The organism is Micropruina sp. (assembly GCF_047602085.1).
GTDB lineage: Bacteria > Actinomycetota > Actinomycetes > Propionibacteriales > Propionibacteriaceae > Micropruina.
On record NZ_JASGID010000006.1, the window covers coordinates 81,146 to 102,625 of the forward strand.

Annotated in this window: 23 protein-coding genes; 7 read left to right on the forward strand and 16 right to left on the reverse strand. The window is 67.3% G+C overall.

From position 1 onward, the window contains the following. Positions 1-35: 35 nt before the first annotated feature. From QM721_RS11970 to QM721_RS11980, 3 genes are all read left to right on the forward strand, one after another. On the forward strand, positions 36-161 hold the full coding sequence (locus QM721_RS11970; protein WP_415122271.1) for a hypothetical protein: 126 nt from the start codon (positions 36-38) through the stop codon (positions 159-161). A 233-nt stretch (positions 162-394) separates the two neighbouring features. Further along, on the forward strand, positions 395-1,825 hold the full coding sequence (locus QM721_RS11975) for an FAD-binding protein (protein ID WP_415122273.1): 1,431 nt from the start codon (positions 395-397) through the stop codon (positions 1,823-1,825). A gap of 35 nt (positions 1,826-1,860) precedes the next feature. Next, complete coding sequence (locus tag QM721_RS11980) at positions 1,861-2,622, forward strand: decaprenylphospho-beta-D-erythro-pentofuranosid-2-ulose 2-reductase (protein ID WP_415122275.1); 762 nt, start codon at positions 1,861-1,863, stop codon at positions 2,620-2,622. A 230-nt stretch (positions 2,623-2,852) separates the two neighbouring features. Here the strand turns inward: QM721_RS11980 and QM721_RS11985 are convergent, their stop codons facing one another. The 3 genes from QM721_RS11985 to QM721_RS11995 form a co-directional block, all read right to left on the reverse strand. Further along, on the reverse strand, positions 2,853-4,160 hold the full coding sequence (locus QM721_RS11985; protein ID WP_415122277.1) for a GH32 C-terminal domain-containing protein: 1,308 nt from the start codon (positions 4,158-4,160) through the stop codon (positions 2,853-2,855). Between the two features lie 143 nt (positions 4,161-4,303). Further along, on the reverse strand, positions 4,304-5,197 hold the full coding sequence (locus QM721_RS11990; RefSeq protein WP_415122279.1) for an N-acetylmuramoyl-L-alanine amidase: 894 nt from the start codon (positions 5,195-5,197) through the stop codon (positions 4,304-4,306). Between the two features lie 24 nt (positions 5,198-5,221). Further along, the gene (locus QM721_RS11995) at positions 5,222-6,448 is read right to left on the reverse strand and encodes an MFS transporter (RefSeq protein WP_415122281.1); all 1,227 of its coding nucleotides are present in this window, start codon (positions 6,446-6,448) and stop codon (positions 5,222-5,224) included. A 245-nt stretch (positions 6,449-6,693) separates the two neighbouring features. Here QM721_RS11995 and QM721_RS12000 point away from each other — a divergent pair, with 245 nt between their 5' ends. Beyond that, positions 6,694-7,575: a VOC family protein gene (locus QM721_RS12000; RefSeq protein WP_415122283.1), complete on the forward strand. Its 882-nt coding sequence runs from the start codon at positions 6,694-6,696 to the stop codon at positions 7,573-7,575. A gap of 714 nt (positions 7,576-8,289) precedes the next feature. Here QM721_RS12000 and QM721_RS12005 read toward each other — a convergent pair. Then, a complete protein-coding gene (locus QM721_RS12005; protein ID WP_415122285.1) occupies positions 8,290-8,757 on the reverse strand; it encodes a hypothetical protein in 468 nt (155 codons plus the stop codon). 304 nt (positions 8,758-9,061) lie between these two features. Here QM721_RS12005 and QM721_RS12010 point away from each other — a divergent pair, with 304 nt between their 5' ends. Further along, a complete protein-coding gene (locus QM721_RS12010; protein WP_415117914.1) occupies positions 9,062-9,352 on the forward strand; it encodes a helix-turn-helix domain-containing protein in 291 nt (96 codons plus the stop codon). A 41-nt stretch (positions 9,353-9,393) separates the two neighbouring features. Further along, a complete protein-coding gene (locus tag QM721_RS12015; RefSeq protein ID WP_415117916.1) occupies positions 9,394-10,023 on the forward strand; it encodes an IS630 family transposase in 630 nt (209 codons plus the stop codon). A gap of 22 nt (positions 10,024-10,045) precedes the next feature. On the opposite strand, the gene QM721_RS12020 is transcribed toward QM721_RS12015, so the two are convergent. The 12 genes from QM721_RS12020 to QM721_RS12075 form a co-directional block, all read right to left on the reverse strand. Next, positions 10,046-11,254, reverse strand: coding sequence for a hypothetical protein (locus tag QM721_RS12020; protein WP_415122287.1), 1,209 nt, complete (start codon positions 11,252-11,254; stop codon positions 10,046-10,048). After that, on the reverse strand, positions 11,254-12,108 hold the full coding sequence (locus QM721_RS12025) for a hypothetical protein (protein ID WP_415122289.1): 855 nt from the start codon (positions 12,106-12,108) through the stop codon (positions 11,254-11,256). The genes QM721_RS12020 and QM721_RS12025 overlap by 1 nt, the downstream gene beginning before the upstream one ends. After that, positions 12,105-13,640, reverse strand: coding sequence for a hypothetical protein (locus tag QM721_RS12030; RefSeq protein ID WP_415122291.1), 1,536 nt, complete (start codon positions 13,638-13,640; stop codon positions 12,105-12,107). Before QM721_RS12030 ends, QM721_RS12025 begins: the two co-directional genes overlap by 4 nt. 2 nt (positions 13,641-13,642) lie before the next feature. Further along, complete coding sequence (locus tag QM721_RS12035; protein WP_415122292.1) at positions 13,643-14,134, reverse strand: hypothetical protein; 492 nt, start codon at positions 14,132-14,134, stop codon at positions 13,643-13,645. Between the two features lie 110 nt (positions 14,135-14,244). Then, positions 14,245-14,682 (reverse strand): hypothetical protein, encoded by a 438-nt coding sequence (locus QM721_RS12040; RefSeq protein WP_415122294.1) that lies wholly within the window; start codon positions 14,680-14,682, stop codon positions 14,245-14,247. Positions 14,683-14,691: 9 nt separating this feature from the next. Next, positions 14,692-15,060, reverse strand: coding sequence for a hypothetical protein (locus tag QM721_RS12045; RefSeq protein ID WP_415122296.1), 369 nt, complete (start codon positions 15,058-15,060; stop codon positions 14,692-14,694). After that, positions 15,057-15,407, reverse strand: coding sequence for a hypothetical protein (locus QM721_RS12050; protein ID WP_415122298.1), 351 nt, complete (start codon positions 15,405-15,407; stop codon positions 15,057-15,059). The genes QM721_RS12045 and QM721_RS12050 overlap by 4 nt, the downstream gene beginning before the upstream one ends. A gap of 2 nt (positions 15,408-15,409) precedes the next feature. Continuing rightward, positions 15,410-16,987, reverse strand: coding sequence for a hypothetical protein (locus tag QM721_RS12055; RefSeq protein ID WP_415122300.1), 1,578 nt, complete (start codon positions 16,985-16,987; stop codon positions 15,410-15,412). Beyond that, entirely contained in the window at positions 16,984-17,682 is a 699-nt protein-coding gene (locus QM721_RS12060; RefSeq protein WP_415122302.1) for a hypothetical protein, read from the reverse strand. Before QM721_RS12060 ends, QM721_RS12055 begins: the two co-directional genes overlap by 4 nt. Beyond that, the gene (locus QM721_RS12065) at positions 17,682-18,728 is read right to left on the reverse strand and encodes a phage portal protein (RefSeq protein ID WP_415122304.1); all 1,047 of its coding nucleotides are present in this window, start codon (positions 18,726-18,728) and stop codon (positions 17,682-17,684) included. The genes QM721_RS12060 and QM721_RS12065 overlap by 1 nt, the downstream gene beginning before the upstream one ends. Positions 18,729-18,754: 26 nt before the next feature. After that, positions 18,755-18,970 carry a hypothetical protein gene (locus QM721_RS12070; protein WP_415122306.1) on the reverse strand — a complete coding sequence of 72 codons (216 nt, stop codon included), beginning with the start codon at positions 18,968-18,970 and terminating at the stop codon, positions 18,755-18,757. Continuing rightward, positions 18,967-20,097, reverse strand: a complete 1,131-nt coding sequence (locus tag QM721_RS12075; RefSeq protein WP_415122308.1) for a hypothetical protein — start codon at positions 20,095-20,097, stop codon at positions 18,967-18,969. Before QM721_RS12075 ends, QM721_RS12070 begins: the two co-directional genes overlap by 4 nt. A 165-nt stretch (positions 20,098-20,262) precedes the next feature. Here QM721_RS12075 and QM721_RS12080 point away from each other — a divergent pair. After that, positions 20,263-21,476 (forward strand): IS3 family transposase gene (locus QM721_RS12080; RefSeq protein ID WP_415120634.1). Its coding sequence is split into 2 segments (ribosomal slippage): positions 20,263-20,535 and positions 20,538-21,476, totalling 1,212 coding nucleotides; the frame shifts between segments, so codons are not numbered across the junction. Positions 21,477-21,480 lie beyond the last annotated feature (4 nt).

A 21,480-nucleotide genomic window follows, 5' to 3' on the forward strand; every position in this document is an offset into this window, starting at 1 on the left:
GGCCGGTTTCGTGGTCTCGGGGGGCCGGCCATTGCATGCACGCCCCCGCTTTCATGCACGCCCGCTTGCTGTTGTTCGCAGCCGTGCTCTTGTTCGCCTCGATGGCCGCGATCTGCGGCGCCGCCTGGGCGCGGGTGGCGGCTGTGCTCACCATGGGTTGAGCGGTGGCTCGCCACAGCGCCGCCGCCGGCCACCCCGACAGCCGACAGGTCAAGGACGCACGGGCCACTCTGGCCTGCGGCGACATTCCCACTCCACTCAGCGTTGCTTCAGAGCCGCTCTCCCTGCAACGCGCGTATCGGCACCTCGTCTTGGCGCCGAAACTCACCCCGGTGCGCATCCGGGTTGACGCAACGCAGGTCACGGGCGTGCTGTGTCGATAGAATCGACACCGATGCCCAGTTCACTGACCGACCTGCCCACCACCTTCGAAGAACTCTCCGGCTGGGGACGCACCGCCCCCGGCCTGGCCCATGTGCTGCGTCCCACCACCGCCGAGCACGTGCAGTCTGCCGTCGCCGCGGTTGCCGACCACAACGCTGGCCGTCCCTCGCACCTCAAGCGCGGCATCATCGCCCGGGGCCTCGGACGCTCGTACGGCGACGTGGCGCAGAACACCGGCGGCGTCGTGCTCGACCTGACCGGCCTCGACGTCATTCACTCCATCGACACCGAGACCGCGATCGTCGACCTCGATGCCGGGGTCAGCCTCGATGCCCTGATGCGCGCCGCCTTGCCCTACGGGCTCTGGGTGCCGGTACTGCCCGGCACGCGCCAGGTAACCATCGGTGGGGCCATCGGCTGCGACGTGCACGGCAAGAACCATCACTCGGCCGGATCGTTCGGCGATCACGTCCTCTCGATGGAATTGCTGGTCGCGGACGGCCGGGTTCTCACCCTCACCCCCGACGGCTCCCCGGATGACCCCGAGGGAACGTTGTTCTGGGCCACCGTCGGCGGCGTCGGGCTGACCGGCGTCATTCTGCGGGTGCGTCTGGCCATGACCCGCACCGAGACCGCGTATTTCCTGGCCGACGGTGTGGTGACCCGCAGCCTGGACGAGACCATCGCCGTCCACTCCGACGGTTCCGAGGCCAACTACGACTACTCGTCGGCCTGGTTCGACGCCATCTCGGCCCCCCCGAAGCTGGGCCGGGCGGCGTTGTCGCGCGGCAGCCTGGCGACTCTGGCGCAGTTGCAGGAGTACGCGCCCAAGCTGGCTGCCGACCCGCTCGCCTTCGACGCCAAGCCACTGTTCGAGTTGCCGGACGTGTTCCCGAACGGCTTGGCCAACAAATTCACGTTCTCTGCGCTGGGCACCGCGTGGTACGCCAAGTCGGGCAATTACGCGAACAAGATCCAGACCCTGACCGGCTTCTACCACCCGTTGGACATGTTCGGCGAATGGAACCGCGCCTATGGCCCGGCCGGCTTTCTGCAATATCAATTCGTGGTGCCGCCGGTGGCCGTTGACGAGTTCAAGGCGATCATCGGCGACATTCAATGCTCCGGGCACTACTCGTTCCTGAACGTATTCAAGCTATTCGGCGAGGGCAACCGCGCGCCGCTCAGCTACCCGATGGCCGGCTGGAACGTCTGCGTGGATTTTCCGATCAAGCCGGGCCTGCACGACTTCTTGGCCGGACTGGACGCCCGCATTCTCGAGTTCGGCGGACGGCTCTACACCGCGAAGGACTCCCGCGCCACCGCGGCCACGTTCCACGCCATGTACCCCGAGATCGACTCCTGGATCGCCACCCGGCGCACCATCGACCCCGACGGCGTGTTCGTCTCTGACCTGGCTCGCCGGCTCGAGCTGGTCTGACCGGCACCCGCACCATTCGCAGAAAGCGAGAAAAGATGTTCGACGCCGTCGGAAACCCGCAGACGATCCTGTTGCTGGGTGGCACCTCAGAGATCGGCCTGGCCGTGTGCACCGAGTACCTGCGCCGGCAGCCCGTTCGTATCGTGCTGGCCTGTCAGCCCGGCGACCCGCGGGTGGCCGAGTCGGTCGAGGCGCTGCAGACCCAGGGCGCCAGCGCGGTCGAGGTGATCGACTTCGACGCGACCGATTTTGCATCGCATCAGGCGGTCATCGAGCAGGCGTTCGCCGGTGGCGACATCGACCTGGCCATCGTTGCGTTCGGCCTGCTCGGTGATGCCGAGGAACTGTGGCAGAACCAGGCCAAGGCCGTGCAGATCGCCCAGGTGAACTACACCGGCGCGGTCAGCGTCGGAGTGCTGCTGGGGGAGCGGTTCAAGGCGCAGGGCCACGGCCAGATCGTGGCGATGAGCACCGTGGCGGGCGAGCGGGTGCGGCGCTCGAACTTCGTCTACGGTTCGACCAAGGCCGGTCTCGACGGCTTCTACCTCAACCTCGGCGAGGCCCTGGACGGCCTGGGCCCCAAGGTGCTGGTGGTCCGTCCCGGGCAGGTGCGCACCCGCATGTCGGCCGGGGTGAAAGAGGCCCCGCTGACGGTGAGCAAAGAGGACGCCGCCAAGCAGATCGTCGCCGCGGTCGCCGACGGCAAGACCCTGATCTGGGTGCCGCCCGCCTTCCGGTTCGTGATGATGGCCCTGCGGCACATGCCCCGTCCGATCTTTCGCAAGCTGCCGATCTAGCGAAGCACGTGATCAACGCGCCTACCGCTGGTTGAGCGTGTCGACACCCCTCGGCACAGCGTGCTGGCCGAGGTCTCGACAAGCTCGACCTGCGGTGGTTTCGACAAGCTCGACCTGCGGTGGTTGTGCTGATTCTTGTCGGTCGAGCCTGTCGAGACCTCACAACGGGGTGCTGTCACTAGGGGTTTCGACAGGATCAACCAGGGTTCGTTGTCGTGATCGGCGCTGCCCTACCGAAAGAACACCAGGTCACTGATCGTCACCATGCCCTCGGCGGCGAACACCTCGATCGAGCAGGTGTCGACGAGCACGTCCACCTGCACCGTGTCGGGGTTTCCGGGTATCTCGGCCCACTGCCGCGAACCGAACGCCTCGTGAAAGTCCTCCACGCCTGCGCCGCGCCGGTCGAGGCTCAGCACGCCGTTGCGATACTCCAGCGCGACGCCGCCGATGCTCACCCGGTCGCCGGCCCGCAACTCGTAGTGTGCGAGGGCGTCGCCGGGTAGTTCGCGAATCGGACGCTGCCGCAGCCGGTAGCCGCCCTTCAGCGGCACCAGCTCGAGTTCGCGGGGAATGGTCATGATGCTGCGGCCGCCGGTCAGCGGAACGTCGTAGGCGTAGTCCCAGTTGTTCATCCAGCCCAGCACGATGCGGCGGCCGTCCGGGGCGTCGGCGAACGAGACCACGGCGTAGCAGTCGCGGCCGAAATCGAGCCAGTCGTAGCTGCGCAGCGTCGGGTCGTCCGGGCCCGGCCGCCGGTCGAGCGACGTGCCGACCACCCGGTCGGGGGTGAACGTGGTGCCGTCGAAGTCGCCGACGAAGTACTGGCAGCCGCTGCCGCCGGCCACTCCGCCCGGGTTCAGGTTCACCAGGAGCACCCAGCGGGTCTCGTCGCTTCCGGCCACCGCGAGCTCGAACAGGTCGGGGCACTCCCAGGCGCCACCAGCGGCGTGGGCCGGCCCGAAGGTCGAACGGTAGGTCCAGTCGATCAGGTTGGTCGAGGTGTGAATCAGCACGTGCTGGTGCTCGGCCTCGACCGCCACCATCACCCACTGGTCACCGTGCCGGAAGACCTTCGGGTCGCGGAAATTTGCCGAGCCGCGGTCGAGCACCGGGTTGCCCGGGTAGGTCGTCCAGTGGCTGCCGCCGTCGAGGCTGTAGGCCAGGCACTGGGCCTGCGTGCCGAGCCGCTCGCTGCCCGGCAGGTAGTGGGCGGTGTAGAGGGCCACCAGCGGTGGCCAGTCGGCGGTGCCCAGGTCGGAGGAGTTGGTGGCGTCGAACACGCAACTGCCCGAAAAGATTTGCTCGGTGTCGGTGTGCCACAACGCCACCGGATGTTCGGTCCAGTGCAGCAGGTCGGTGGAGGTGGCGTGCCCCCACGACATGTTGCCCCACGTCGAACCCGACGGGTTGGACTGGTAGAACAGGTGCCAGGTGCCGGCGTAGTGAATCAGCCCGTTGGGATCGTTCATCCAGGTGCTGCGCGGCGAATAGTGCCAGCGGGGGCGGGAATGCTGGATGTCCTTCTGCTCACTCACTGGGGCACCTTTTCATACGGCGGGAGCCTACGGGAACGCCGATCTTCGCTGGTCGAGCCTGTCGAGACCTCGGATATGCCGGTTTGGCAAGGGGTTTGAAACAGTGAACCAGCGGTGGTCGCGTTGATCTGCGCTGGCCTATGTCAGCGCAGCGCCTCGGTCAGCCCGTCGGCCAGGGCGCGGGCCAGGGTGCGCCGAAAGCCCGCCGAGCGCTGCAGGGCAAGGTCGGCGGCGTTGCGCATATTGCCCAGCTCGAGCATCACTCCGGGCACCTTGATCAGGTTCAGCCCCGCGATGTCGGTGCGGGCATGAAGCGCCGTGCCGCCGCCGATGTAGGTCGAGCGGGGCAGCGCGGTGTCGTCGAGTTGCGCCCGCAGGTCTTTCGCCAGGGCCACCGATTCGCGTTCGACCGCCGCTCCGCCGAGCATCGTCGAGCTGACGATGATGTGATAGCCGCGGGCACCCTTGGTCAGGTTGCCGTCGGCGTGTAGTGAGACCAGGGCGTCGGGCTTTGCCCGGTTGGTGATGGCGGCGCGCACGTTGACGCACGGCCCGCTGCCGTGATCGTTCGGCCTGGTCAGCACCACTTTCGCACCCAGCCGCTGCAGTCGCGCGACCAGTTCTTGACCCAGTGCCCAGGCGAAGGCGTGCTCGGGGAAATCGCCGCCGGCAGTGCCCGAGGAGTTGCAGGGCTTGGTGCGTCCGTTGCCGGCTGGCACCTGACGGTTGAGGGCTTTGGTCCACACCCCGTTGTGTCCGGGGTCGACCACGATGGTGCGTCCGGCTAGGGGTTTCGCCGGCTGGTCGGCGGTGGTGCGAGGGCTGGGGGACGCCGTCGTGCGGGTTGCGCTCGGCGTGGGGGTGGCGGATTCGCCAGCTGGGTGGGTCGTGAGGCTGGGTGAGGCGGTGGTGCTGGGTGAGGCGGTGGTGCTGGGCGAGGCGGCCACGGGGCCCGGTGCGGACGCCGGGGTGGTGGGTGGCGCGGCCGTGCAGCCGGCCAGGAACAGGAAGGTCACCAGCAGCCTGCTCACGGTCACGGTCGTCAGAGGGTGTCGCATGGTTCAGCTCACCGCCGTGCCCAGGCGACCGGACGGCAGTTGGTCTTCGATCGGGCCCGACCGGCAGGCGAGCACGCCGGCTAGCAGCTGCGGCACCAGCAGCCCGATCAGCCCGATCAGCGGGACCGTCCAGCCGTGGGTCAGGTCGTGCAGCAGGCCGATCGCGAAGGGCCCCGCGGCGCTGAGCAGGTAACCGATCGACTGGGTGAATCCCGATAAGGCCGCGGTGCCCGCCGCGGTGCGGGCCCGCAGGCCGATCAGGGTGAGAATCAGCGGGAACGTGCAGGTGCCGATGCCGATCAGCGCCGCCCACAGCCAGGCGCCGGCGACGGGGGCGACCAACAGGCCGAGAAAGCCCAGCAGATAGCAGCCGCTGAGCCCGAGCGTCAACGGCAACTGAAGCCGCACCCGCTGGCTCAACGTCGAGACGACGAACGAGACCGGAATGCCGATGCCGGTGATCACGCCCAGCAGCAGCCCGGCGTCGGTGGCGCTGAATCCGGCGTCGCGGTAGAGCTTGGCGAACCAGCCGAACACCGCGTACGCCTGCAGCGCCTGAAGGCCGAAGAAGACCGCCATCGCCCAACCCAACCGGGTGCGCGCCACCTGGCCCAGCCGCACGGCGGCGGTCGGCTCGGGGGCGGCGTCTGGACGGTCGTGCGCGGCCAGTGCCAGCCACGGACCGATCGCCAGCACCGCGAAGATCGCCCAGCTCGCGATGCCGTAGCGCCAACTGCCGGCGGTCTCGGCGATCGGCACGGTGAGTGCGCTGGCAGCGGTCAGCGCCGTTGCCATCGCTGTGGTGTACACGGCGGTGACTAGGCCGACCTGATCGGGAAAATGCCGCTTGACCAGCGACGGCATCACCACGTTGACGGTGGCCATGCCGGCCAGTGCGAGCAGCGAGAGCAGCAGAAACGACCACGCCTGGCCCGCGAAGCTGCGGCCGACCATGCCGAGCAGCGCCGTCACCAGGGCCAGCACGGTCAACCGGTGCGGGCCGAGGTGATGAGCGAGTCGTGGCGTCAGGGCCCCGAACGCGGCGAACGACAGCACCGGCAGCGCGGTGAGCAGTCCGGCCTCGACCCCGCTCAGCTGCAGCTCGGCGACGATCTCGGCCAGTACCGGGCCGATCGACACCGCGGCCGGGCGCATGTTGAACGCCAGCAGCACGATGCCGACCACGACCAGCGCACGGGCGCGCACCCGAGGTTGAAGGGCTGAGGTCACCCGGCGCAGTCTAGGCGTGTGGCGTGAACCGTGGAGACAGTGCGTCGGCCCTGGGCCTGTTCGCTGCGAGGGCTCGCCGGTTTTCGCCGACGCGTGCTGCCGGCGGGTCGTCGTCGTGGTGTCGCGTCCAGCGCCGACACCAGGACGGCAGCCCGCGGTCTCGAAGCCGACAACGGCCGGACGGTTGGAATGCGCAGCCAAGAATTATTGTTGACAGGTCAGCTATCGACTGAAGAAGGTTCGTTGTGACCGAATTGCTGCCGGCCAGCACCCGCATGGGCCGGGTGAGCCTTGATGTGGCCGACCTGGCTGCCCAGACCGCGTTCTATCGCGACGTGCTGCTGCTCGACGTGCTGGCCGAGAACGGCCCCGAGGTGCACCTGGGTCGTGGGGCAGAGACCCTGGTGACGTTGCGACACCGTCCCGATCTGCCCAAAGGCGAGCGGCGCAGCGCCGGGTTGTTTCACACCGCGATCCTGCACCCCGATCGAGCGTCGCTGGCCGCCACCCTGGCCTCCGTCGCGGTCAACACCCCACAGTTGTACACCGGTGCCGGCGACCACCTGGTTTCGCAGGCGTTCTACCTCGACGACCCCGAGGGCAACGGCATCGAGTTGTACTGGGACCGTCCGCGCAGTGAGTGGTCGTACCAGAACGGGCGGGTGGTGATGGATGCCCTCCACATCGACGCCAACAGATTCATCGGCGAACATCTCACCGACGCGGCCCGTGAGCACCTGTCGACGGCACCCGATCGTCGCGGCGTGCTGACCGGCCTGGACGGCGCCGTCGGGCACGTGCATCTCAAGGTGGGCGACGCTGAACTGGCCAAGCGGTTCTACGTTGACCTGCTCGGCTTCGAACTCACTGCCGAATGGCACGGCGCGGTGTTCGTGGCGGCCGGCGGGTACCACCACCACATGGCGATGAACACCTGGCGCAGTGCCGGCGCGGGTTTCCGCGCACCGGCTCTCGGGCTCGGCCGGGTGGACATCACGCTGCCCAGCGCCGAAGACGTCGCCCAGGCCGCTGGACGGCTGCGGGCCGCGGGCACCCAACTGCGCGACACCGGCGCCTTCGTCGAGCTGGACGACCCCTGGGGCAACGTGGTGCGGCTGTCGGCTTGAACGGTGATAATCGTCGGTCGAGCGGCACCCTCGCTGGTGGAGACAATCACCGCTGGTTGAGCTTGTCGAAATCTCGTTGCCCGGCGGAATGTCTGAGGTCTGGACGGGCTCGACCAGCGCTGATCCCCTCGACCCAACCCGGCATGGTCAGGTCGTCGAGTCGGGTCTGGTCGCCAAGCGGTGCGCAATCGGGGATCGCAGCAGCCTGATCAGCCGGGCCGGCGCGGTGTTACGGCACGACTGCTCCGCCAGGTCCGTGGGTGGTCTCCTTCGCGATGGGTGGACGGGCGCGGCACTGTCCGCTCTGAACCCGATCACGCTCGTGAGATTACGTCCGATTCCGTGGATCGTGCGGCGGACGAGGCGAAGTGGCGTGCGGATCGGACGTAATCTCACGCACCCCTGTCAGATGGCGGCCGCATCGGTCGGCACGTCGCGTAGGCAAGCGAAGGCCGGTCCACCGAGCGATGGACCGGCCAGTCACCGGGTCGTCACAGATCGAAGCACACGGGTGCTGAGGGCTTCAGGCCCGCCGAGTGCCGGAACCCTGGGACGACGGAGTCGTCACATGTCGTAGTACATCTCGAACTGCCGCCCCACGATTGGGGATGATGGGTGAGATTGGCTACCGCGAGTTGGCTAGGGGCGGAGCGTTGGTGGCGTTGAGCCGGGCGGGGTAGCTGCTGGGAATCTTGCGGACTTTCTGCGGACCGTTCACGGGAGGACGGGGCCGCCCAGTGACCGCCAGTGTTCGACGAGTTCCGGCTTCACCGCTCCGGCCAGATAGCCATCGGCTTCTGTGTCTGCCTCGTCGATCTGCCTATCAATCACCTCGTCCATCTCAGCGTCGAGCCTCTGCGTCTCGCCGGGCACGCCGAGCCACCGGTCCACCATCTCGTGCTCAGGACGAAGCTGCTCGCGGTTCCGCATCATGTCGTCTCGGAGCTTCCGGAGCTCGGTAGGTCGCCCGAGTGCAAACACGGGATAGGCGTCCACGGCCAGGCCATCCGTAATGGCGACGCCGTGGCGCAGCGCGATCGCCAAGACACGGTCCGGTGAACCGACTGTGGTCGGCTCGAACACGTTGGGGAAGTTGGGATGGCTCCCGAACTTGGCGAGGTCCTTCTTGCCGAGAAATGTGCAAGCGGTGACCCGCATAGTCGGTTCGATTCTGAACAGCATTGATTTCCTAAGAGGCGGGATGCTTGAAGTATGAGCAGATGCTAGTGGAGTGTCGCTCCTAATAGTTTGGTAATGGGTGGGATTGGCTTGTCCTGATTGATGCTTGATCGGGAGGAGTCGTATCGTGCCCAGGCTGAAGGATCATGTCGTCGCGTTGACGGCTGAGGATCGTGTGAAGCTGACGAGGGTCGTGTCGCGGGGGACGCATCCGGCGCGGATGATTGCGCGGGCGAGGGTTCTGCTTGAGCTGGATGAGAACGCGAGGGTCGTGCCGGGTCGGCGGGTTGTCGCGGAGCGTGTCGGGGTGTCCGAACAGACGGTGTATCTGATCGCGAAGCGGTTCGTCGAGTCCGGTGGGGATGCCGATGAGGTGATTCGCCGCCGCAAACGGGTCACGCCGCCGGTGCCACCGAAGGTGACCGGGGATGTCGAGGCGCGGGTGATCGCGCTGGCGTGCACGAGACCGCCGGAGGGGTTCGACCGGTGGTCGTTGCGGCTGCTGGAGAAACACGTGGCCCTTACCGACGGGCTGCCGCCTCTGGATCACTCCACGATTGGGCGGGCCCTGAAAAAGGGGGGCTTCGTCCTCACTTAAAGAAGTGCTGGACGATCCCGCCGAAAGCCAACGCCGAGTTCGTGGCGCGGATGGAGGATGTTCTGGAGGTCTACCACCGGCCCTTCGACCCGGCAGTGCCGGTGGTGTGCATGGACGAGAAGCCGTACCAGCTGCTCGGCCACGCTCGTGACCCGATCCCGGCGCGCCCCGGCCACGATCTCAAAGAGGACTCGGAGTACGTCCGTCACGGCACCTGCTCGATCTTCGTCTGGGTCGAGCCGCTCGCCGGACACCGCCACGTCGACGCGAAGCCGCGGCGGACCCGGATCGACTGGGCCGCGGGCGTGGACCGGCTGCTGACCATGGACTACCCCGACGCCAAACGCGTCGTCCTCGTCATGGACAACCTCAACACCCATACCCTCGGCTCGCTCTACGAGGCGTTCGAGCCCGCGAAGGCCCGCGCTCTCGCCGAACGGCTCGAGATCCACTACACACCCAAGCACGGCTCCTGGCTCAACATCGCCGAGATCGAGCTGTCCGCCCTCAGCCGGCAATGCCTCACCCGCCGCATCGACGACCTCGACGTCCTCAACGCCGAACTCGCCGCCTGGCAGAAAGCGACCAACGACGACCAACGGCAAGTCGACTGGCAGTTCACGACAAACGACGCCCGCATCAAACTCCGACACCTATACCCAAATATTTAGACACGACACACTACTAGAGCACCTAGGGCGCGTAGCCGTTGATGGTCATGAGGCCGCTGTCGAGGTCGTAGGTGATCGTGTCGGCGACGATGGTCGTGGTGGTGTCGCCGGTGGTGGGCAGGTTGGTGTACCTGACGACGTCGCCGGGGACGAGCCACCAGGCAGCGCGGCTGGTGGCTTGCAGGAGTGCGAACTTCTTGTTGGTGATGCGGTCCATCCACAGCGCTGTCGGTCCCCAGGTGGGATCGGCGGGGACGACACCGCCGGGTGGCTTGGTCCACACGGTCGCGGTCTGTGGGACGGCGGGGATGGTGCCGCGGGTGGGGGTGTTGGGGAACAGCGGCATACCGCCGACGGCGGTGGCTGCGAACTGGCGTTGGCTGGTCTTCTCGTCGCCGCCGGCGATCCATTGGGCGCGCAGGGTGAGGACGGTTCCCCACTCGTCGTAGCTGTAGGTTTCGCTGGCTTCGGCGGGGCTGGTGAGGGTCAGCGCCGCGGCCGTGTTGTAGGTGGGTTCGGCCTCCACGCTCAGCCGCAGGGTGTCGTTGCGCCAGTCGGGCCGGACGACCTGGCCGAGCATCTGGGCGAGTTGGCGCAGGTAGTCGCCGACGGTGTCACCGATCGCGATGTCGGCGGCTCGGAAGTTGGTGAGTTGGCCGCTGCTGGGTGTGTTCAGGGTGCCTTCGGTGACGACGGGGGCGACGTACCAGGGGTCAGCGGAACCGTTGACGGCGTCGGTGACCTGTTTGATCCGGGTGTAGCTGTTGGACGGGTTGTAGGTGCGGTGGGAGGGGTACTCCCAGAGCTGTTCGGCGCTGGTGACGGTCCACTGCACATAGCTGCTGTCGGCGGTACGACGGACCTCGATGCTGGTGACGTAGCCGGCGAGGATGGTGTGCCGGTCGTCGCCACCGCCGCTGGTCTTCCAGCCGGCCAGGATGGATACCGGGACGATGCGGGCGATGCAGGACCGCAGGTCGTGCAGCACGTTCCCGGTGGGCCAGTCGATGCCGGGCCAGGGCGGGATCGGCGTTCTGAACGTGGCCAGCCCGAACGGGACCCGAACCGACGACAGGGTGACTTGGACGTCGTAGGCGGGTACCTCGACGCGTTCGCTGTTGAGGGCGAGGTTCCCGGTCCAGATCTTCACCGCGTAGGTGTGCTCGACGAGCGGCTGCTCGAGCAGCGCGATGCTGCCCGGGAGCCAGGGGGCGGGGTTGTTGCCTGCCATCAGGGAACCTCTCGGATTTCGACGGTGTACAGCCACTTCGACGGCCGGCCAGGCGTCGCCCGCTCAGCGGCCATCCGAATGGTGCCGACCGCGACATGTCTCAGGTTCGCGAGCGGGGGTGCGGTGTACATCCCGGGGAGACCGAGCACGGGGACCATCAATTCGGGATTGACCATGTACAGGCCGGGATGCTCGGGGTCAGGCACGAGACCGTCTGCCAGGTACAGGCCGGAATGCTCGGGGTCTGGAGTCAACGAACGAACGAACACTCCCGGCCCGGCTGTGTACACGGCATCAAGGGCGAGTGCAGCGTTCAGATCGTCACACAGGTAGGTGATCTGGCCGGCGAGCAGACCGGGTGTGCCGGCTTGGATGTGCGGGACGGCTGCGGTGATGCGGTCGATGGCGGTGCGGTGCAGGGGGCGGTCGAGTTGCGCCGTCAACATCTCGGTGGTGGCGGTGAGGGTCCATGATGCGGCGGTGACTTCGACGACACGTCCGGCGCCGGTGCTGCGGATCTCGATGCCGAGCCGGGCGCTGGTCGCGTCAGCGGGCTTGGCCGGCAGATCGATCATCGTCGTTCCGGCGCCGGCGCTGGTGACGGGGTCGATCGAGTGGACGGTCGGGCCGGTCTGGGTACCGGCGGCGGTCCGCCAGTATGCGTACAGCCCCCACGAGTCGGGGCCGGCGTCGGCGGTGACCGTCCAGCGGGCACCAGCCGGGACGCTGGCCACGGTGACGCCGGCGAAACCTGAGCTGGTGGCATCGTTGACGGTGAACGTGCCGGCAGGAGATTCCGTGGCCTGGCCACTGATGGCAATCAGAGTGACCGGCAGACCGGTAGCGACAATCACGGCGTCTCCTTCTGCACCCGGGTCTTGATCGTGATCGTCGGGGGCCTGATCGACGCCGCGGCGCGGTCGACTTGGCGTTGCAGTTCGCCGGTGTCGATGCGGGTGTGGTACTCGATGCGGTTGTTGGTCCGGTCGGCGACCTTCTGAGCGGCGTCCGCAGCTTCTTGGGCGCCTTTGAGGGCGCCAGTATTGGCAACCGTGGTGGGGATCTCGATCGGCTTGCTGTCGGCGTATTTCTGGGCGTCGCCGGTGTTGATGTCGACCTTGGTGACTTTCGCCTCGGCTTCGAGGTTCTGCACGATCTTCTGGCGTGCCTTCTTTCCGCCGGACTTGAACGCGTCAGCGATTTTCGCTTGGGTCTCGAAGGGGAGTTCAGCGAACCGGGCAGCTGCCTCCGGGGACAGTTTCGGGGTCAGGTTGACGGTGAAGTCCTGAACCGCTTTGGTTTCCTTGGCGCGCCGGCGCAGCTCGCTTGCCCATTCGTCAAGGCTCAGCTTTCCCTTGTGGACGAACTTGTCCAGGCCTTCATCGGCGACGGTCAGGTGATCGTTCAGGCTGTCGGTGAAGGTTGCGGACGCCTCGGCGGCACGTTCGGTCGCGGACGGGATGTCGCGCATCGCTTCGGTGTACGCCTTGTTCCACTCGGTCGCCTTTTCGAGGTCGCTGGCGCCGGCGGTGACCTGGTAGCGGAATGCGCCGACCTCACTGGCGGCGCTGCGTAGCTGTTCGTTGTAGTTGCCGTAGATGTCGGCCGAGTCGAGATATTGGTTATTCAGGTCGGCCTGTTGCCGGTTGAGTTGATCGGTGACACGGCCCAATGCTTCAGCGTCACCGGCTTGGGCGCGCATCACGTCGGCCATATCGACGCCGTATTTCTTGGCGGCAGTGCCCCATTCTTCGAGGCGGGTCTTCGGGGTGTCTTGCCAGAACTCGTACCACTCTTTGGTGTTCACGATTTCCTGCAGCTTGCCGCGCAACAGGTCGGCCCAGGCGAGCGCCGCCGGGTTGCCTTTCACGTCGGCGAGCTGGTCAGCGAGATCGAGCACAGTCTGTTTGGCGGTCTCGGCGTCCTCGGCGGCCTGTTGCAGGCTGCTGATCAGGATGCCGACCCCGGCCGCGGCGGCGATACCGGCCGCCGCGCCGACCGGGCCGAACCCTTGCAGGGCTTGGGCGAGGACTTCCTGGATGTAGTCGGCGACGTCGGAGAACTCGCCGGAGAACGAGGCGGCTGCTTCCTTCGCGGAGTCTTTCGCTTCGTCGCCGAGCTCGTTGAACCCCTCGCCGGCTTCCTTGGCGCCGTCCTTGAGGTCGTCACCCATCCGGCGCGAGGCGTCCTTGCCTTCGCGGCGGACCTTGTCGAACGCGTCGGAGAAGCCCCGCTCAAGCTGCCGGCCGGCCTCGTCGGCGTTCTGCTTGGTGTCGCGGGCCAGGTCGTCCAGGCTGTCAGCGACGTCGTCGAGGGCCTTCCCGACGTCGTCGGTGCCTTTCAGGAAGCCACGCACATCGGACAGCAGGCTGATCTTGAACGCCACGTCTACCCCTTGCCTTCCGCGGCGTCCATGAACACCTTGATCACACTCTGCGTCCAGTAGCTGGCGATTCGGGGCAGGAGTTCCCGGGCGGCCGGTTCCAGCACCCGCCCCTCACCATGCTTCGGCAGGTGCCGCATCACATGCCGCCGGTACCGCTTCCCACGAGCCGAGGTGGCCATCCGGGTGGAATCGTTGGCGCCGTACTCGTAGCCGGCCCAGTTCCGGTCCGGCACCAAACCACGCCCGATCGCTCGCCGGGACGAGGCGGCGATGATCTGCGGCGGGTTCCCACCGGTGATCCGGGCACCCGGGGACAGGATCCGGGCCGCCATGCCGCCGGCGGCGCGCTGGGTGACCTCGGCTTTCCACACCGGGTTCATCTCGCCCCGCATCCGGGCCGACACACCACGACGGATCTCGGCGTCGGCCTGGCGCATTGCGAGCACCGCGGCACGCAACTCGGCCGGTGCCCGACCCACGTCGATCGCGATCATGCAACCGCCTCCAAATTCAGCGTGGCCTGGTGTGGGTGGGGCGACGGCGACCCGGTCACAGGTGCTTTGCCGTTCAGCCCCGGACCAGCTGCCCCACCCACACCAGGGGATCAGGGAGCAGGCGGGACGAACACGGGCTTGCCGTCCATCGGCAGCGTCACCGACGACGACAACGGGTTCGGGCCGACCTCGCCACCGATCGCGGCCGGGGTCAGGGTCACGGTGAACGTGAACGCTCCGGTGCCGGACTTCAGGGTGGCGGTCACGTCGGCCTTCTCGCCCTCGTGGGTGAGCAGCCACAACATGAACCCGTCATCGTCGAGGTCCTGCACCAGACCCAGGGTCGCGACCCAGGTCGCGATGCCCTGCTCGCTGATCACGTTGCCGCTGGCGCCGGTCCACGAACCGGACTGCGCGGTCGGGGTGAACGTGACACCACCGACGTGCTTGGTGAAATCGTCGGTATCGGTGGCGCCCCGGAGCTTGAACAGGATGCTGAGCGTCTTCAGTACGTAGGCGTTGGTGACGGGATGAGTGATGGTGGCCATCAGGTACTCCTAGGTGGTGATTCGGTAGTTGCAGGTGACGGTGAGTTGCCAGCCATGCCAGGTTTCGGCCAGGACGCCGCGGGTCGCTTCGGTCCAGACACACCAGTCCAGCGACTCCAACACCTCGATGGTGCGGTCCAGTAGCTGGTCGAGGTCGTCCTCGATGTCGGCGGGCCGGTCGGTGGCGGTGAGCACCCATAGGGGGATCTCGTCGGTGAGCAGGTCGAGGGTGACCTTGTCCGGCCGTATCCGGCGAGCAGTCCACAACACGACCGCGCCGGGTTTGCGGACGCCGTCGAGGGTCCGGGCATCGGATACGATCTGCCAGGTCGGCAGCGCCGTCTTCAGTGCGTCGGCGAGGAGCTTGCGGCCGCTCACGACACTGCCCGCTTCCCACCGAAGTACGGCTTGCCTCGCTTGGGTCGGAGCAGGTTCTTGACCGTCCAGTCCATCGGGAACACTGCGACCGTTTCACCCAGCCCGGCACGGTCACTGTCCCCGACGATCCCGGCCCGCACCAACGCCCGGGCCTGCAACACCTGCGCAGCGAGGTAGTTGTCCGGCACCGGCGCCCCGTCATCGATGGGTGGGGCGAACAGGGCGCACTGGATCGCGGCGCACTGCAACGGGAAGTCGAGATCGAAGCCGTAGTCGGAGGCACCCGGCCACAGCACGTCCAGACGATCGTCGCTACCGACGCCGCTGATCCAGCCAAGAACCGCCATGGTCAGCTGGGCGTGTCGTAGCTGATCAGACCCTTGGCGTTCTCCAGCATGTAGCCGCAGTAGCCGAACAGGGCCTCATCGACGCCGCCTCGGGTGAGGTCTTCGGTCGAGACCCGGATCGGGGAGCCGGGCAGCTCGTACACGTTGAACGCGGACTTGTGGGCCACGACAACCTTGCCGACCCAGGCGCCGGCGGTGAGGCTGCCGGTCGGGACGGGCACGATCTTGAACCCTTCCACATCGCCTTCCTTCAACCCCAGCGACGTGCTCAGGTAGGCGAGCACCTGCTGCTGCTGAACGTAGAACAACGGCTCCCAGAAGTCACTCGTGACGAACGCCACCGTCGGCAAGGTGTTGAGGTCGTCCAGCATCTTGATCGACGCCTTCACGATCATCGCGAGCGCGGCCGGGACACCGGACGGCATGGCGCCGGCGGCCAGGTGCTGCCGCTGCGAACCGGCGCCGATGGAGGCCACGACCTGGCTGCGGATGTAGTCGTCAGACACCTTCGCGTAGCTCTCGGCCATCTTCCGGAAGTAGGCCTCCCAGAACTCGGCGTTGGAGAAGTCGCGGAACTTGCGGTCGATGTCGTGACCGCCGGCGATCCGCTGCAGCGTGCCCGACTTGGCGACGGTGCTGATCGGCGCGGACGGGATCTCGGTCTTGTTGCCGGTGTACAGCCCGACCGTGGGCTGAGTGCCCCATTCCCAGCCCTGGATGGTGAAGCTGTTCAGGTCGGAGTGGTCGAACTGGGGGATGATGCGCCGTTCGAACGGCTGCCCGGCCCACAGCTCGCCGACGTACTGCGGCTGCTCGATGCCGAGAATGTTCGCCGGCACAACATCGGCCAGGGCGGCCTCCAGGCGTCCACCGGTCAGGCCGGCGCCGAACCCTCCGGCGAGCGCGGCGAACAGGGCGTTGCTGTCGTTCTTCGGCTTGCTCGCGCCCAGCAGCGCGGCGTTCTGCACTCGGGCAGCAGTCATGACGGGTTCCTTCGTGTCGTCCTCGGCGGGTGCCTCGGGGGTCTTGGTGGTGATCGCGATACGGTCATGGGTGACCTCGACGGACTCGACGTCGTCGAGCTCGGCGCCGTTGATCACCACATCCGGCAGATCGGTGGGAGCGCCCTCGTCGGGGGCGTCGTCCAGCTCAGCGGCAGCCAACTTCGCCGACGGAAACGCCGGCGTCTCCACCTGCGAACCGCCCGTGATGACGCCGGCAACAAGCCGACCTCCACGGATCACGGGCTGGTCCACCTCGACCGACAGGCCGGCGCGGGTGCCGCCGTCGAACTCGGCCAGAGCAGCGTTCCCGAGCGGGGTGTCCAGGTACCGCACCGAGCAGTGCAGCCCGCCGGGCTGCTCCTCGAACCCGACGAAGTCCGCGACCCCCAACTTGTCGGCATGCTCCAACGTCAACGGGTCCAGCTTCTCCGCCAGAGTGAGCGCACCAGCCGAAGCGAGCACCTTGCCCTTGTTCGTCAGCCCGTGCTCCCCGTACGGCAGCAACAGACCCGACTTCACACGCGGATCGGCGGTCGCCTGCAGCCGGCCGGGGGCAATCAGAGTCAACTTGGTCATTGGTTCTCCTGAGTCTTGGTGCGTTTGGTGGCGACCTGGCGGCGGCTGTAGATCTGCGTGCATGCGCGGCACCTGCGCCCGGTTCTGGCGATACTCCGCTTTGAGCGGGTGCGGAGGGTGTTTTCTGGGGTGAACTCGTGGCCGCGGCCACAGTGGGTCGCGAGCGGCGCCTGCCCGACGTGTTCCCGGTGCCGAGGCTTGGCAGGTACTTCCCAGTCGAACCAGACAGTGATGAACTGCTGCCGCGCCCGCCGGATGCGGCGGTACATCACCGATATGTCCACGGTGAAGTGCTTCGCCGTGGCCTCAATGTTCTGGTCATGTGCGGCGTAGGTGAGCAGGGTCTCCTGCATCTCGAGCGGCAAGACCCGCATCACTTCGTGTACGGCGAGGCGGTCGAGGAGTCGCTCGTCCCACGGGTCGCATGCAGCGGTCCAGTAGCTGACAGCAGCCGGCCCTCTGTGCTTGCCGGCCGCCTTGATGAGTCGCTGGACGGCGCGTTTCCCCGCCACGATGAGATCGTGACGGCTGCTGAGGCTGCCTTGGCTGGCCGCATGCTCGGCCACCTTCTCCAGGATCGCGCTCCGAGCCTCATCGAATGCGTCTTCCACCGACCCCGTCAGGTGACTCAGGTTCTGGCTGACACACCATCTGGCCATGTAGTCGACCTCGCGCAGATCCTCGAGGATGTCCATCAGTCCTCCGAACTCGGGAGCGTGGCAGGTGCGATGACGCTGGTGAGGCTGGAGAAGTCGAACCGGATAGCGGTGCCGTCGGGGCACACGTCGTCTTGGGAGAGGCGGGCCTCGATCGGGCCAGCCCAGTAGGCGAGGCAGGTGTCGATGAAGTCGGAGCGCCGGCCCTCCTGGGTGCTGTAGGTGAGGCTGGCGGTGGACATCGAGCCTTCGAGCAGGTTGGCCGGCACCTGAAGGTAGTTGGCGATGTCGAGCCGGCCAGCGTTGCGTCCTTCGACGTACAGATCGGCAGCGACCTGCCCCATCGCTTCCGGTTCGACCCCGTAGGGCACGAACGCGGTCCCACCGGCGCGGCGGGCAGCTTCCCAGTCGTCGACCAGGTCATCCACCTCGTCGTCGGTCAGCTGGTCGTTCGGGTCGGTCTGCTTCAGCGCCACGTTCGGGATCGGGGACTCGACGCGTTGCCGCCAGGCGGTGGACATGTCGAGCGAGCCGCGTACTTCGTCGGCGGCGATCTGGCAGAGGCCTTCCTGGGTGCCCTCGAACAGCAGCACCTGACGCGGGTCGGCGACCGGGACGCCGCGCACGATCACCCCGAGCGAGTCGGGATCGACGGTCCACTCGGCACGCGGCACCCGGATCGCATCGGTCAGCCCGTCACCGTTGCGTTCGACGGCCCACAGTGACAGGCCGGTGAAGATCAGGTCATCGAGGGTCCAGGCGAGCCGCATCCGGGGCGATTGCAGCGTGTTGGTCGAGCCGAGCCAGACGGGCGTCGGCTGCTGGGTGTCGCTGGAGACGTCCCACAGTTTGAGCGGCAGGCGGGACAGGTGCCCGACGATCAGACCCCGGCCGCGGACCACGGCCGGTACCTTCATGGCCTCTTCGCGGCTGATCCCGCTGAGTCGCATGCCGGCCATGTCGGCCAGGGCGACGCGGGCAAGGCTGGCGCCCGCCCACGGGGAAGCCATCGGCGCGATACGGGGGTCAGCCAGCAGCATCCCGACCGCCTCACGGCGCGGCAGCAACTTATCGAACAAACCCACGAAACCCATCATGGGCGAGGTGGTATTCAGGCAGCCGCCGCGCCCTGCCGGTGCGCCGCCCGGTACCGGGCCAGGTTGGAGCGGACATGCTTCGTGTCCGGATGCACCTCCAACTCGTGAGCAGCCAACAGCACGAGAGCCGACTCGTAGGAGACGGCCAAGAACCGAGCATCACCACACTCGTCGCACACCCCGAGAGCAACCCGGGCAGCCGGATCCCCGATATCCACCCGGTACTTCACGCCGCCACCTGCGCACTCGTCCGGATCCGGCGACGCCGGCCGGCGGCCGGGCTGCGCTGGTCGTAGGCCCACAACGCCCCAGCGGCGGCCACGATCGTGCAGGAGCCGGCGACCCGCAGGAACAGGCGGGCGTTCCCCGCCGGACGCCACGCCGACGACTCCACCGCACCGGTCAGCGCCGGGTCGTCCAGATGCCGCACGTTGCGACGGCTGATCTCCTTCTCGATCCGCGCTGTCGCCCCCACCTGCTCACGGGTCGTCAACGGTTTGGTCCGGACCCGGTACGGCGGCCGGGACAGTTCCTCGGCGACGTCCAGGTTCGCGCCGATCGCGTCGTACATCACCGGGCCGCGATGCTCGCCCTGCGCAGCCTGGGCCGCTTTCGGGATCCAGTCGTAGCCGGCGCGGACGTCCAGCACCTCCAACCAGGCCCGACCGTCAGCGTCACGCCACGCAGCCACCAGCGCCGCCAGAGCCCCGTCCTTGTCGATGTCCCAGCACACCGCGGCGTTCTCCGGCCGTGCCGGGGCATCCTCAGTCGCGCAGTCGACCCATGCGGCGACGTCCAGCGCGGTGACGCCGGCATTGAGCGGCCACTGACACAGATACTCGCGACACCACTTCGCCAATCCCATCTTCCCGATCCGGGAGAGCACCTTGGGCGCCGTCGTCAGACCTGACGAAATGCCGGGATGCACCCGCAACAGCAACTCGATGTTCGGCACCGGGTTCTCCGGGTCGGACACGTCAAGGAACACCTCACGGTCGCCCGCCTCGTACACCACGCCACCGACACCCGGTACCCCGTGGCGGAGATCCTCGAGCGTCGACCACAACAGGCCGGCCCGGGACTCCCCCGGGGTGCCGGCGATGATCGTCTGCGAGTCCGGCCGGGTGTCCTGCGTCGGCAGGTAGCCCGCCTGCAACGCCTCAGCCTTCTCCGGGTCCAACTCGCCAGCTTCGTCGACGAAGATCGCGTCGAACGCGTCCGACCGGAACGCACCCGGATCCGGCGGGATCGCCATCCACACCGACCCGTTCTCGAACAAGATCCGCTCCGTGCCGTTGCTGAAGTACAACACCCCCAACTCCTGCCGCTCGAACCCCCGCAACCGCAGTAGCGTCATGACCTCTTTCAACTTCGCCCGCGCCCGCAAACCGTCCTGCGCCGTCGACGCCACCCGATAGCCAGGACGAGCCAGACAGCGACCCAACAAGGTCTGAGGTTGACCCCGTAACCCGGACACCGTCTTGGCGGGTTCCCTTGTCGGAGACCGCCGGAGAGGATGTCCTTGATGGGAACTTCGAAGAAGCGGAAGAGTTACACCCCGGAGTATCGGCGTGAGGCTGCGCATCTGGTGATCGACACCGGCCGCACGATCGCGGCGGTCGCGGCCGAGATCAACGTGGGTGCGCAGCTGTTGGGCCGTTGGGTCCAGGCCGAGCGGGACCGGATCGGTGCGCCGCCGGAGGCGCCGTTGGACGTGTCGGAGCGGGCCGAGCTGGAACGGCTGCGGCACGAGAACACCGAACTGCGGATGGACAACGAGTTCCTGGGAAAAGCCGCAGCCTTCTTCGCGGCGAAGAACACTCCCGGCAGGAGTGCTTCGAGGTGATCGACGCGGAGAAGGCGAACTACACGATCAGCCGGATGTGCCGGCTGATCGGGGTTGACCGGCGCCGCTACTACGAGTGGTGCAAGCGTCGTCGCGGCGGCCCGACTCGCGCCGAGCAGCGGCGGGCCGAGCTGACCGGCAAGATCGTCGAGTTCCACAAGGCTTCCGATCACACGTATGGGGCGCCGAGGATCCGCGCCGACTTGCAGGAGGCTGGGGAGACGGTGTCGCGCAAGACGGTCGCGAAGCTCATGCGGCAAGCCAAGATAGCCGGGATCAGTCCCCGGACCTGGCATCCGCCGACCACGGTGCCCGGCCCGAACCCCGACCCGGCACCGGACCTGGTCAAGCGCCACTTCGACAAGGGACACCGCGATGTCGCCTGGTTCTCCGATATCACCTACCTGTCCACTGGTGAGGGCTGGGCCTACCTGTGCGCGGTCCGTGACGGCCACACCCGCCGGGTCCTGGGCCGTGTCATCGCCGACCACCTGCGGGCCGATCTCGTCGAGGACGCGCTGCGTCAGGCCGTCGCTCTGCGCGGTGAGCTGCCCGGGAAGGTGATCTTCCACGCCGATAGGGGCTGTCAGTACACCAGCCAGCAGATCGCCGAGGTGGCCGGCCAGCTCGACCTGCTGCGCTCGATGGGACGCACCGGGGTGTGCTGGGACAACGCGGCAGCCGAGTCGTTCTGGTCGACGCTGAAGAACGAGTACTACCACCGGCACGTGTTCGCCACGATCGTCGAGGCCCGCCGCGGCGTCTATGCCTGGATCGACGGGTTCTACAACGCCCGCCGGCGCCACTCCAAGATCGGCTACCTCAGCCCACTACAGTACGAACACCACCTGGCCCGACAGACCGACCAGCCGGCCCTCCAGGCCGCCTGACCAA